This is a genomic window from Paractinoplanes globisporus DSM 43857 (assembly GCF_000379645.1).
GTDB classification, from domain to species: domain Bacteria; phylum Actinomycetota; class Actinomycetes; order Mycobacteriales; family Micromonosporaceae; genus Actinoplanes; species Actinoplanes globisporus.
Window position 1 is genome coordinate 32781 of sequence record NZ_KB903314.1, and the last position, 12772, is coordinate 45552.

Sequence of the window (12772 nt, forward strand, 5' to 3'; positions counted from 1 at the left end):
CCGGCTGGCTTCACGGCCGGCCCGGCCGCCGCTTGATCACCGCCCGGGCCCGGGCCCGCCTTTGTTGCGAGATGTGGGTCAGCCGCACGCGTTCAGTCAGGCCGAGATCGGCCGCCGCCTCCGTCCGGCCCTGCGCGCCGCGATTGCCGATCATCCGCAGGAGATCGAGTTTCGCGGCGGCGTCGGTGCCCTCGACCGGCAGATAGATCCGCATCCGTGCGCCGCTGTCAGGGGCCTCCATGACCTGGCAGCGCAGCTCCAGAAGCCCGAGCTGGGGGTGTTCGAGACGCTTCACATCGGTACGCCGGACGGCGACCTCGTGGCGGTCCCACAGTGCGCGGAACTCCGGGCTGCGGTCGGCAAGTTCGGCGACGAGGCGGCCGATCTCCGGATCTTTGTCGTGCCGCGCGTAGCTTGCCCGCAAATCTCTGACGTGGGCCGCGGAGAGGTGCTGCCAGTCCGTGCCGACGACTCGCTCGCGCAGGTCGGGGTGCAGGAACCAGCTTCTGTACAGGTTGCCCTCGGGACCCGACGGCATGGCGTCGCGGCCATGGAGCGCATCGTCGAGGGCGTTGGTGAACAAGACGTCGCCGAAGTCGTTGTAGACGCACACCGGAAGATGGTCAAGGCTCTCGGCAAGCTGGCGAAGCCCGGCGTCGAGCACAGTGCTGACCTGGCGCGCGGGTACCGGGAAGCCGGCAAGCCGGAACAAGTGGTCACGCTCGTCGGGGGCGCAATGCAGAGCCCGGGCGAGAGCTCCGATGACTGACTCGGACGGATCGGAGCCGCGGCCTTGCTCCAGCCGGGCGTAATAGTCGCTGGAGAGCCCGGCGATGACAGCGACTTCCTCGCGTCGGAGGCCGGGGGTGCGCCGACGGGCGCTCTCCGGCAGGCCCACGTCGGCAGGGCGCAGCTCTTCCCGCCGCCGGCGCAGGAACTCGGCGAGCGCGGCGCGGTCCAACACGATGCCCACTCTGCCACGGGTACCCCAAGCCCAGCCACGCTATCCAGGACCAGGTTGGTCCAGGAGGAGCTGGTCCTTCATCAGCGCGCCCGGCGCGGTGCACGCTGATGGACATGACCGACTTCGACCGGATCCCAGTGTTCAGCTACCTCGTGCAGGCGGCACGCGACCTTCCTGTGCCGGCGCCTGTGCCGACCGTCAGCATGGACCCGATCACACTGCCTGCTCTTGATCGCGGGCTGCCGCTGAAATTGCGCGTCACCGCCCCGGCGACGGGCACCGAGTTGCCGATCGTGCTGATCTCCCACGGCGGTGGCGCTTCCCGGTACATCCCGTCCCGGATCGGCTACCAGCCACTGGTCGATTTCTACGCCGCCCGCGGTTTCGCAGTCGTGCAACCGACTCACCTCAGCTCTCGCAGCGACGGTCTCGGCCTGCGCCAGGACCTGCCCGGCTGGTCCCTGTTCTGGCGCTCGCGCATTGACGACTTCAAACAAATCCTTGACCAGTCCGAGGCCATCGAGGTGCAAGCGCCGATAGTCGCCGGGCGTCTCGACTGGAGCCGAGTCGCGATCGTGGGCCATTCCGCGGGCGGCAATACCGCCAGCATCCTGCTGGGCGCCCGCGGCACCGACCCGGCAACCGGCGAGGAGATCGACCTACGTGAGCCGAGAATCAGCGCCGGCGTGCTGCTCGCCTCCACCGGCACCGCCGAGGGACTGAGCGCGCCGATCCGTCAACGGTTCCCCGAACTGGCCGCTGACTTCTCACACATGACAACCCGCACCCTGGTGGTCTATGGCGACCAGGACGGCGATCCGCGCGAGACCACTCGCGGCGCAAGCTGGCACGCCGAGCCCTACCACCTCAGCCCGGGCGCCGACGCCCTGGTCACGCTACCGGGCGCCAAGCATTTCCTCGGCGGCGTCATGGGCTACGACCTTGCCGAGAGCGACGACGACGATCCCGACCGGCTCGCCGTCACCCAAGCTGTCTCCTGGGCCTATCTCCGCTCCGCCCTCAACGACGGCGACCCGGCGTGGGCCAAGGTGACCGCCGCTCTGACCGACCACGGCGGCACGCTCGCAAATATCGAAACCAAGTGAGGGCAGGCTGCGACGATCCGGACAGACCGTCGGTGGCGTGGTCGATCCCACGTACCGGCTGCTCAAGGTGGGTCCATTGTGCGCCGCATGTGGCAGACGAGTAGATCAGGATTGGGGCGCCGCGGCGGTGGGTACCCCCAACGTCACCACTTAGGAAGCACAGCAGCGAGAGCGGAGCTATTCATGTTGGTACTGGGCGTCATTCTCCTGTTGCTCGGCATATTCCTGCATGTGTCGATCCTGTACACGATTGGCATCATCCTCCTGGTTGTCGGCGCGGTCTTTTGGATCCTGGGTGCCGTCGGCCGTCCGATCGGCGGTCGAAAGTATTGGTATTGATTTCTTCGGGGATCCCATTCAGTCCCCGCCGAGACCAATAACAACAGCCGCCGGGACGCCGCGGCGTCCGTCCCGCTGCCGACCGAAGTGGCATGTGGCCTCAGGCGGCCGCGGCGGTGCTGTTCTGCCGGACCAGGTCGCCGATCGCGGCGGCCGCTCGGATCACCGCCGGCGCCATCGTCCGGGCCGCCTCGCGGTTGGTCATCCGGGACGCGGGGACCGCCACTGCCACCCCGGCCAGTGGCGCTCCCACCTGGTCGGCCACCGCGGCCCCGATCGCGCACACGCCGGTCTCCGCCTCCTCGCTGTTGATGGCCACCCCGCGGCGCCGGATCTCCTGCAGCTCGAACTCCATCGACCGCCAGTCGGTGACGGATCCGGTCGTCCGGGCGGTCAGCGGCTGGCCGGCGTAGCGCCGTTTGAGGTCGGCCGGTGGGAGGGTCGCCAGGATGGCCTTGCCCGACGCGGTGCAGTGGGCCGGCAGCACCAGGCCGGTGCGGGAGCCGACCCGCACGGAGCGGGGGCTCTCCACGCAGTCGATGAAGCGGACGGTTCGTCCCTCCAGCAACACCAGGCTTGACGTCTCCTGGGTCGTGTCGCGCAGCTCTTCCAGAACCGGCTGAGCCAGGCGGCGGATGTCGATGCGGCCGATCGCGGCCAGGCCGATCTCGCTGAGCGCGGGCCCGGGCCGGTACGGCCCGTTGGGGCGGTCCTGCAGGACGAAGCCCCGGTCGCGCAGCGCGGCGAAGAGGCGGTGGGCGGTGGAGCGGCCGACGCCGAGCAGGTCAGCGGCCTCCGAGACGCGCAGGACGCGGTGCTCCCCGACCAGCTGGAGCAGGAACAACGCGTTGTCCACGGAGCTGGAGACCTCGCGGGTGGCGGGCAAGGTGTTCGACATAGAGGAACACTAAGGCCACATCCTTCCGAAAAAAAGAACACTTCCCTACCTTCAAACGTGACCGAACGAAGGAGGCCGTGTGACGACGGAGACGGTGCGGCTCGACGAGTTCTACGCGGACCTCGCCCGCGCGGACCTCGCGCCGCTGTGGAACATCACCGAGCAACTGCTCACCCCGCAGCCCCGCCCGCGCGCGGTCCCGTGGCTGTGGCCGGCCTCGGTGATGCGTCCGCTGGCCGAGCGCGCGATCGAGCTCGTGCCGGTGGAGCGCGGCGGCGAACGGCGGGTGTTGAGCCTGGTCAACCCGGGCCTGGGCGGACGCCCGTACGCGGCCGGAACGCTCTGGGGCGCGCTGCAGGCGCTCGGCCCGCACGAGTCGGCGCCGGCCCATCGGCACACCCCGGGCGCGATCCGGTTCGTCCTCGACGGCCGCGGCGTCTTCACCACCGTCGACGGCGACGCCTGCGACATGCGGCCGGGCGACCTCGTGCTCACCCCGGGCTGGGCCTGGCACGACCACACCAACACCGGCGACGGCCCGATGTTCTGGTTCGACGGCCTGGACCTGCCGATGATCGAGGCCCTGGACGGCGTCTTCTTCGAGGAGTTCCCCGCCCTCAACCAGCCCCACCAGGAAAGACACAATCAATCCGAGGATGCGTACGCCGAGAGCGGCCCCCGTACGATCGCCGGTCGCGCCGAGCGCCTCGACCCCCGCCCGTCCCCGCTGCTGGTCTATCGCCGCGAGGACGCCGACGCGCACCTCGCCCGGCTGGCCGGCGAGACCGGCGCGGCCCAGGTGTCGATCGAGTACACCAACCCTCGCACCGGCGCCAGTGTCCTGCCGACGCTGGCCTGTCACATGCACCGCCTGTCCGGCGACGGCCCGGCCGCCCGCCAGTCCGGCAACCAGATCTTCGTGGTCTACCGCGGCCGGGGGCACTCCGTCATCGACGGGCGGCGGTTCGACTGGGAGCCCGGCGACATGTTCGTGGTGCCGTCCTGGGTGCCGGTCGAGCACCACTCGCCGGACGCCGACCTGTTCAGCATCGACGACAGCCCGGTCCTGCGCGCCATCGGGATCTTCCGCCGGGAGGCGCTGTGAAGCTCGCGATCTTCGACCGCAACCGCCTGGGAGTCGTCGACGGCGACCGGATCCGGGACGTCACCGGCGCGCTGCCGTTCCCGTACGACGAGGACCCGCTGACCGCCGGCTGGTGGCGCCGCCTCTGCCGGGACTTCCCGGGGTTGCGGGACCGGTTCGCCGACAGTCCGTCCCGTCCGTTGCACGAGGTGCAGTTGCGGGCACCCGTCCTCAACCCGACCAAGGTGATCGCCGCCGCCAGCAACTATGCCGACCACGTCGCCGAGATGCACGGCGTGCAGGAACGGACGCTCGGCGCCGTCGAGCCCTGGATGATGAACTTCGACATCTTCCTCAAGGCGCCGTCGTCGATCGCCGGGCCGGGGGAGGACATCGTGCTGCCCAAGGACGTCGTCGCGGCCGGACACGAGATCCACCACGAGTCGGAACTGGTCGTCGTCATCGGCCGCGGCGGCAAGGACATCCCGGTCGACGTCGCCCTCGAGCACGTCTTCGGCTACACGATCGGGCTGGACATCACGGTGCGCAGCCCGGCCGACCGTTCCCGGCGCAAGAGCTACGACACGTTCAGCCCGCTCGGCCCGTGGATCACCACCGCCGACGACGTGCCCGACCCGGGCGCGCTCACCATCGACCTCACCGTCAACGGCGAGACCCGCCAGCACGTGCACACCGGTGACATGATCACACCGGTGGCGGCCATCGTCGCGTACGCGTCGCAATGCATGACTCTGGTGCCCGGCGACGTGTTGTTCACCGGCGCCCCGCCCGGAGTCGGACCCATCGTCACCGGCGATGACCTGCACACGAGCATCAGCGGGCTGGGGGAGTTTCGTACCCGGGTCCGCTGAACGAATAGATTGCTAACATTCCGCCATGGCGAACGACGGGCTGCCGGCAGGCCTCGCCTCGGTTGACAACGCGCTTCGCCTCCTCGAGCTTCTCGGCGAACGCCAATGCCTGCGCGTCGCCGACGCGGCGGGCGAGCTCGGCGTGGCCCGCTCCACCGCCCACCGTCTGCTCACCGCGCTGCGCCAGCGCGGTTTCGCCATCCAGGACCGGCCAAACGGCGCCTACCGGGCCGGTCCGGCGCTGAACGAGATCGGCATCGCCGCGATCAGCCGCATCGACGTGCGTCGCATCGCCCAGCCGGTCCTCGAGGAACTGCGCGACGCCACCGGGGAGACGGTCAGCCTCGCCCTGCTCGAGGGCGCCTCGGTCCGCTTCCACGCGTGCCTCGAAGGCACCCTGTCGGTCCGCGTCGGCGACCGCACCGGCCTCGTGCTGCCCGCGCACTGCACCGCGGCCGGCAAGGCCATCCTCGCCCAGCTGCCGATGCCCGACCTGGAACGCCGCTTTCCGGGCCGCCGCATCGAGCCCTGCACCTCGGCCTCGGTCGGGACCCGCGCGGAACTGCTGACCGAACTGGCCGAGATCGGGGCCACCGGCTTCGCCTTCAACTTCGAGGAGGGCGAGTCCGGCATCAGCGCCGTGGCCACCGCCCTGCCCGACCTGGTCGGCTCGCCGCGGGCGGCGATCGCCGTGGTCGTCCCGGCCGGCCGGATGCCCGGCCTGGCGGCGGCCGAACCCTTCCTGGCCGCGCTGTCGGCCGCCCGCGAGGACATCCTGAAACGGGTGCAATCCGCCTTGTAGCACGGCTCGAATTCCGGCGTGCGGAATGACTTGTTAAATTCTTGTCGCATACCGGAAGACGCCAATAGCGTTCCGAGCCATGGGAACTGCGAAGTACTCGGCCGGACTGCCGGTCGTCATCGTCGGCGCTGGGCCGGTCGGGATGACCGCCGCCGCGATGCTGACCGGGGCCGGCGTGCCCGTGGTCGTCGTCGAGCGCCACCCCGAGCCGCGGACCGACTGGCGGGCCTCGACGTTCCACGCGCCGACGCTGGAACTGCTCGACCGGATCGGCGTCACCGGGCAGATGCACGACGAGGGGCTCGTCGTCCCGCAGTACCAGTTCCGCGACCGGCACGACGGGCTGGTCGCCGCCTTCGACTTCTCGGTGCTGGGTGACGAGACGCCGTACCCGTACCGGCTGCAGCTCAACCAGCAGCACCTGGTGCGCATGCTGCACGAGCGGCTGGCGGAGGAGGCGGTGTTCGCGTTCGGCACCGAGGTCGTGGGCGTCACCGACCAGGGCGACGAGGTGGCGGTGACGGTCGAGACCGGCGGGGCCACCGAGACCTGGCGGGCGGCGTTCGTGATCGGCGCCGACGGGGCCGGCTCGACCGTCCGGCGCGAGCTCGGGGTCGGGTTCGAGGGCTTCACCTACCCCGAGCGGTTCCTGATCGCCAGCGTCGCCGACGACCTGCGCGGGCTCATCCCCGATCTGGCCGACGTCAACTACGTGGCCGACCCGGAGGAGTGGCTGTTCATCCTGCGGACGCCGGAGTCGTGGCGGGCGGTCTGGCCGGTCGCCCCCGGCGCCGAGGAGCCGATGTCCCCGGGCGCGATCCAGGCCGGCCTGCAGCGCATCGCCGCTCACCCGGAGGGCTACCGGGTCCTCGACGCGCAGCTCTACAACGTGCACCAGCGCGTAGCCGCCCGCTTCCGGGCCGGCCGGATCGCGCTGATCGGCGACGCCGCCCACGTCAACAGCCCGATCGGCGGCGTCGGGCTGAACAGCGGCATCCACGACGCGATGGACCTCACCACCCGTCTGATCCGGTCGTTGACCGACGAAGTCCTGGACGCCGACCTCGACGCCTTCGACACCGTCCGGCGGCTGGTCGCGGTCGAGTACGTGCAGGCCGACACGCAGCGCAACACCGAGCGCCTCAAGGAGCGCGACGAGGCCCGCCGCCGCGAGGCCCACGCCGAGATGCGCGCCATCGCCGCCGACCCGGCCCGGGCCCGGGCCTACATGCGCCGCGCCTCGCTGCTGGAGAGCGTCCGCCGGTACGGCATCGGCGAGCCCGTCAGCCCGCCCGTCACCGCCCACGACCGTTGAGGGGTATTCCATGGCATCCGCCCCTACCTACGTAGAAACCACACAAAATGGGGATGTGGCCGCACCGCAGCTGGCCCTCCGCGGGTTGACCCGGCGCTTCGGCGACGTGGCCGCGGTCGACGGCATCGACCTCGACCTGGCCCCGGGGCAGATCTTCGCCCTGCTCGGCCCGAGCGGCTGCGGCAAGAGCACCACGCTGCGGATGGTCGCCGGCCTCGAGCGGGTCGACGCCGGCACCATCACGATGGCCGGCCGGACCCTGGCCGACGGCGGCACCGGCAAGGCCATGCGCCCGGAGAAGCGCAACATCGCGATGGTCTTCCAGTCGTACGCGGTCTGGCCGCACATGACCGTCGGCCAGAACGTCGAGTTCCCGCTCAAGATGCGCGGGGTGGGCAAGGCCGAGCGCCGGCGCCGGGCCGCCGAGATCCTCGAGGTCACCGGCCTCGGCGCGGTCGCCGGACGGTCGGCGGCGATGCTGTCGGGCGGCCAGCAGCAGCGGGTCGCCCTGGCCCGGGCCCTGGTCTACACGCCCGACCTGCTGCTGCTCGACGAGCCGCTGTCGAACCTCGACGCCAAGCTGCGCACCCAGATGCGGCACGAGATCCGCCGGCTCAACCGCGAGCTCGGCACCACGATGCTGTTCGTCACCCACGACCAGGACGAGGCGCTGTCGCTCGCGGACCGGGTGGCGGTGATGAACCACGGCCGGGTCGAGCAGGTCGGCGCCCCCGACGAGCTGTACGAGCGGCCGGCCACCCCGTTCGTCCGCGACTTCCTGGGCCGGGTCGTCATGGTCGAGGGCACTCTCACGCGTACGGCCGATGGGGTCAGGGTTTTCTTCGGCGAGACCCACGCCGACGTCGCGGTCGCGGCCACCGGCCTGGCCGACGGCGACCGGGTCGCGCTCTGCTGCCGTCCCGAGGACCTCGACATCCGCCCGGCCCCGGACGCCCGGCCCGCCCCCAACGAGCTGCGGGCCACCGTCGAATCGGCCGCCTACCTCGGCGACAGCATCGAGTACGTGCTGCGGATCGCCGACGGCACCGCGGTCGTCACCGGCGGCCGCCACCAGCGGTACGAGGCCGGCGACAGGCTCGCGCTGACCGTCGACCCCCAGCGCGCCACGGTGTGGTCGCTGTGACCGCCCTCCTTGAACGGCCGAAGATCGCGCCGCCTCGAACAAGGAGGCGGTTCTCCTGGCGGTCGTGGCTGGTGCTGGCGGTGGTCGCCGCGATCACCCTGGTCCCGGTCACCCTGCTGCTGATCAACAGCCTCAACGTGGCCGCCCCCGGCCAGCCCACCAGCTACGGCCTCGGCAACTGGCGCACCGCGTTCGCCGACCCGGCGCTGCGCGACGCGGCCTGGAACACCGTGCGGCTGGCCGTGCCCCGGGTGCTGATCGGCCTGGTCATCGCGACCGTGCTGTCCTGGCTGATCGCCCGCACCGACCTGCCCGGGGCCAAGGTGGTCGAGGTCGCGTTCTGGTTCGCCTTCTTCATCCCGTCGCTGTCCATGACGCTCGGCTGGATCCTGCTGCTCGACCCGGCCACCGGCGTGGTCAACCAGGTGCTGCGGCCGATCTTCGGGGACGGCGGCGACGGACAGGGCCCGCTCAACATCTACAGCTACTGGGGCATCATCTGGTCGCATCTGACCGCCACCACCGTGCCGATCATGACCATCCTGCTGATACCCGGGTTCCGCCGGATGAACGCGGGCCTGGAGGAGGCGGCGCTGCTCAGCGGCGCGACCCGGTGGCGTACCGCGGCCCGGATCACTGTCCCGATCATGCTGCCGACGTTGCTGGGCGCGGCCCTGCTGAGCTTCATCTACTCGCTCAAGGCGTTCGAGATCGAGCTGCTGCTGGGCACCCCGATCGGCATCAACGTCTACTCCACCCAGATCTACGAGTGGATCCACGACACCCCGCCCCAGTACGGCATCGCCACCGCCCTCGGCGCGGTCTTCATCCCGGTGCTGGTCCTGGTCGCCATCGGCCAGCGGCTGGCCACCCGGCGGCGCAACTACGTCACGGTCACCGGGCACTCGTTCAACGACGAGCCGATGCGCCTGGGCCGCAAGGGCCGCTGGGTGGCCGGCGTCCTGGTCTGGGGCTACGTCGTCATCACCACGGTGCTGCCGATCGCGGCGATCGTCACCGGCTCGTTCATGCGCCGGTTCGGGTTCTTCACCATCAAGCAGCCGTTCACCACCCGGCAGTGGCACACCCTGTTCCAGGACAACCTGTTCGTCTCGGCGATCGGCAACAGCCTGCTCATCGGGCTGATCGCCACCGTGCTCGGCGTCGCCGTGTACTTCGCCGTCGGCTACGCCATCGTGCGCAGCCGGCTCACCACCCGCGGCGGCATCGACCTGATGGCCTGGCTGCCGGCCGCGATCCCCGGAATCCTGCTCGGCCTCGGCCTGCTCTGGCTCTATCTGGCCACCCCGCTGCGGACCGTGCTCTACGGCAACATCCTCGGCCTCACCATCGCCGTGGTGATCAGCCACATGTCCACCGGCACCCAGCAGATCAAGGCCGCGCTCATGCAGGTGAACGCGGACCACGAGACCGCCGCCCGGCTGGCCGGCGCCGGTTTCCTGCGGGCCAACCGGCACATCATGCTCCCGCTGCTCGGCCCGTCGGTGGCCGCGGCCGGCATCCTCACGTTCCACGCCGCCGTCGGCGACATCAGCACCGTCGTGCTGCTCAGCAGCCAGAACTCGCGTCCCCTGTCGATCCTGCTGCTGGAGTACTCGACCAGCGGCGCGCTGGAGCAGGCATCCGCGCTCGGCGTGGTCATCAGCGTCCTCACCGTATCTGTCGCGCTCATCGCCCGGGCGCTCGCCGGCGGCCGCCTGCGCCGCCGCACACCCCCCGCTGATCGGAAGAAGGCATAGTCATGAGAGCTCTCCCCTGGAAGGCCGGGGCGCTGGCCGCCCTGACCGCGTTGACCCTGTCGGTGGCCGCCTGCGGCGACGACTCCACCGACGACACCCCGGCCGCCTCCGGCACCGGCACCGGCTGCATCTCCCCGTCCGACCCGCTCGTCGCCGCGGCCAAGGCCGAGGGCAAGGTCGTCATGTCCGGCCCGCCCGACCAGAACGTCCGCGCCCAACTGCCGGCCGCGTTCCAGAAGGCGTACGGCATCACCGTCGACTACATCGGCACCGGCGGCTCGGACAACGCCGCCCGGCTGCGCTCCGAGCGGCAGGCCGGCATCTACTCGCAGGACGTCTTCGTCGGCGGCGGCGAGACGATGGCCAACACGTACAAGGCGTCGGGCTGGCTCGGCTCGCTCAAGGACGCGCTGCCGGCCTCGGTGCAGACCGCCGACCAGTGGCGGCAGGGCGAGACGCCGTTCATCGACCCGGACGGCAGCATCATGAAGATCAGCGAGTACGTGTCGCTGCCGTTCGTCATCAACACCAACCTGGTCAAGACCGAGCCGAAGACCTGGAAGGACCTGGCCGACCCGCAGTACACCGGCAAGATCCTGATGATCGACCCGCGCAAGTCCGGCGGCGCCGTCTACAACGTCGGGATGTTCCTGGCCTCGCCCGAGTACGGCGAGGACTTCGTCACCAAGCTCTATCACGACCAGAAGCCGGTGTTCGCGAGCGACTCCCGGCAGGGCGTCGACGACGTCGCCAAGGGCAAGTACCCGATCGGCATCGGGTTCGGCCAGGCCGACGTCGACACCGCGATGTCCGACGGGCTGCCGATCAAGGTGATCGTGCCCGACCTGCTGCAGATCACCAGCGGCTTCGGCTACCTGGCCATCGCCGACAAGATGCCGCACCCCAACGCGGGCAAGCTGCTCGCCTCCTGGCTGGCCTGCAGCGAGGGCAACAAGGTCTGGAACGACGCGTACGGGTCGATCAGCACCCGCACCGACGTGCAGCCGGCCGAGGACACCCCCAAGTGGGAGGTGCCGGACCACTCGGTGAAGTACTTCGACGCCGGCACCTGGGACTTCCTCTCCAAGGGCCGCAACGAGGCCACCACGAAGGTCAAAGCAGTCATCGGCTGAGAGGTCATCATGTCGCACCCTGAACTCCCGTCGATCCAGCGGCCCACCGCGTACGAGACGTGGCTCGCCGACGAGGGACTCCGCGTGGTCGAGGGCCTGTACATCGAGGACCTCCGCACGGTCGAGCTCGGCGACTGGGCCCGCCGCGGCTGCAAGGCCGCCGTCGCCCGGCTCGAAGGCGCCGAGGACGTCAACGACGCGCACATCATCGAGCTGGCGCCGGCCTCGTCGACCGAGCCGGAACGCCACCTCTACGAGGAACTCGTCTACGTCGTCTCCGGCCGGGGCACCACCGAGCTGTGGAACGGCAGCGACGACCGCACCTCGTTCGAATGGCACGCCGGGAGCCTGTTCTCGGTGCCGCTCAACACCTTCAGCCGGCACCACAACACCAGCGGCACCGAGGCCGCCCGGTTCTACTCGGTGACCAGCGCCCCGCTGGTGATGCGGCTGTTCCACAACCGCGACTTCATCTACGACTGCGACTTCGACTTCACCGACCGGTTCGGGCCGCAGTCCTCGTTCGCCGGCGACGGCACCGCCTACCAACGGCGGGTCTGGGAGACGAACTTCATCCCGGACGTGGCCGGCATGGAGCTCAAGGCCTGGGAGGCCCGCGGCGCCGGCAGCACCAACATCATGCTGGAGCTGGCCGACAGCAGCATGTGCGGGCACATCTCCCAGTTCCCGGTCGGCACGTACAAGAAGGCTCACCGGCACACCGCCGGCGCGCACGTCATCGTCGTCGACGGCGTCGGCTTCTCGCTGCTGTGGGCCGAGGGCGACCCGATGCAGCAGGTGCACTGGAAGGCCGGCTCGATCGTGGTGCCGCCGGAGCGCTGGTTCCACCAGCACTTCAACACCGGCACCACCCCGGCCCGCTACCTGGCCCTGCGCTGGGGCTCCAAGAAATACCCGGTGTTCCGCAACTTCCAGATCGACAAGCCGACCACCCAGGGCGGCGACCAGATCGAGTACGAGGACGAGGACCCGGCCGTCCGCAAGATGTTCGAGGAGGAGCTGGCGCGCCACGGGGCGAAGAGCCAGATGGTGTACGGCTGATGGCCCCTCTGCCGCTGCGGTTCGCCGACGAGTTCCGGCTCGCCGGCGACCCGCAGACCCTGCTCATCGACTTCTGGAGCTTCCTGAACGCCAGCCAGTCGGCGCTCGATTGGGGCCCGGCCGCCGACCGCGTCTGGGACCTCCTCGAGGAGATGGAACGCGAGCTGGAGGACGGCGAGCCGACCTTTCCCTGGCTCGCGTCGGTCGCCGATCGCTGGCAGTGCACCGGAAATCAGGAACGCCGGGAAGCGGGCGCGATGCTCGCCGAGGCCCTAGCCCTGAAAGGACAGTGA

13 protein-coding genes are annotated in these 12772 nt (G+C 70.2%); 11 read left to right on the forward strand and 2 right to left on the reverse strand.

From position 1 onward, the window contains the following. Positions 1-10: 10 nt before the first annotated feature. Positions 11-973, reverse strand: coding sequence for a helix-turn-helix transcriptional regulator (locus A3CQ_RS0128120; RefSeq protein ID WP_020514286.1), 963 nt, complete (start codon positions 971-973; stop codon positions 11-13). Between the two features lie 194 nt (positions 974-1167). On the opposite strand from A3CQ_RS0128120, the gene A3CQ_RS0128125 reads away from it, so the two are divergent. Together A3CQ_RS0128125 and A3CQ_RS61780 are read left to right on the forward strand one after the other, a co-directional pair. Further along, positions 1168-2070 (forward strand): alpha/beta hydrolase family protein, encoded by a 903-nt coding sequence (locus A3CQ_RS0128125; RefSeq protein ID WP_211216704.1) that lies wholly within the window; start codon positions 1168-1170, stop codon positions 2068-2070. A 183-nt stretch (positions 2071-2253) separates the two neighbouring features. After that, entirely contained in the window at positions 2254-2409 is a 156-nt protein-coding gene (locus tag A3CQ_RS61780; RefSeq protein ID WP_020514288.1) for a DUF6131 family protein, read from the forward strand. A 100-nt stretch (positions 2410-2509) separates the two neighbouring features. On the opposite strand, the gene A3CQ_RS0128135 is transcribed toward A3CQ_RS61780, so the two are convergent. Beyond that, positions 2510-3307 (reverse strand): IclR family transcriptional regulator, encoded by a 798-nt coding sequence (locus A3CQ_RS0128135; protein ID WP_020514289.1) that lies wholly within the window; start codon positions 3305-3307, stop codon positions 2510-2512. 79 nt (positions 3308-3386) lie between these two features. Here A3CQ_RS0128135 and A3CQ_RS0128140 point away from each other — a divergent pair, with 79 nt between their 5' ends. From A3CQ_RS0128140 to A3CQ_RS0128180, 9 genes are all read left to right on the forward strand, one after another. Next, the gene (locus A3CQ_RS0128140) at positions 3387-4412 is read left to right on the forward strand and encodes a cupin domain-containing protein (protein WP_020514290.1); all 1026 of its coding nucleotides are present in this window, start codon (positions 3387-3389) and stop codon (positions 4410-4412) included. Continuing rightward, entirely contained in the window at positions 4409-5263 is an 855-nt protein-coding gene (locus tag A3CQ_RS0128145) for a fumarylacetoacetate hydrolase family protein (protein WP_020514291.1), read from the forward strand. The genes A3CQ_RS0128140 and A3CQ_RS0128145 overlap by 4 nt, the downstream gene beginning before the upstream one ends. 25 nt (positions 5264-5288) lie before the next feature. Further along, a complete protein-coding gene (locus A3CQ_RS54325) occupies positions 5289-6065 on the forward strand; it encodes an IclR family transcriptional regulator (protein WP_020514292.1) in 777 nt (258 codons plus the stop codon). Positions 6066-6144: 79 nt separating this feature from the next. Further along, positions 6145-7380, forward strand: coding sequence for an FAD-dependent oxidoreductase (locus A3CQ_RS54330; RefSeq protein WP_020514293.1), 1236 nt, complete (start codon positions 6145-6147; stop codon positions 7378-7380). Between the two features lie 55 nt (positions 7381-7435). Further along, positions 7436-8524 (forward strand): ABC transporter ATP-binding protein, encoded by a 1089-nt coding sequence (locus A3CQ_RS0128160; protein ID WP_020514294.1) that lies wholly within the window; start codon positions 7436-7438, stop codon positions 8522-8524. Further along, complete coding sequence (locus tag A3CQ_RS0128165; protein ID WP_169516318.1) at positions 8521-10284, forward strand: ABC transporter permease; 1764 nt, start codon at positions 8521-8523, stop codon at positions 10282-10284. The genes A3CQ_RS0128160 and A3CQ_RS0128165 overlap by 4 nt, the downstream gene beginning before the upstream one ends. A gap of 2 nt (positions 10285-10286) precedes the next feature. Next, positions 10287-11417, forward strand: a complete 1131-nt coding sequence (locus tag A3CQ_RS0128170) for an ABC transporter substrate-binding protein (protein ID WP_020514296.1) — start codon at positions 10287-10289, stop codon at positions 11415-11417. 9 nt (positions 11418-11426) lie between these two features. Further along, positions 11427-12479 (forward strand): cupin domain-containing protein, encoded by a 1053-nt coding sequence (locus A3CQ_RS0128175; protein ID WP_020514297.1) that lies wholly within the window; start codon positions 11427-11429, stop codon positions 12477-12479. Next, positions 12479-12772, forward strand: a complete 294-nt coding sequence (locus tag A3CQ_RS0128180) for a hypothetical protein (protein WP_020514298.1) — start codon at positions 12479-12481, stop codon at positions 12770-12772. The genes A3CQ_RS0128175 and A3CQ_RS0128180 overlap by 1 nt, the downstream gene beginning before the upstream one ends.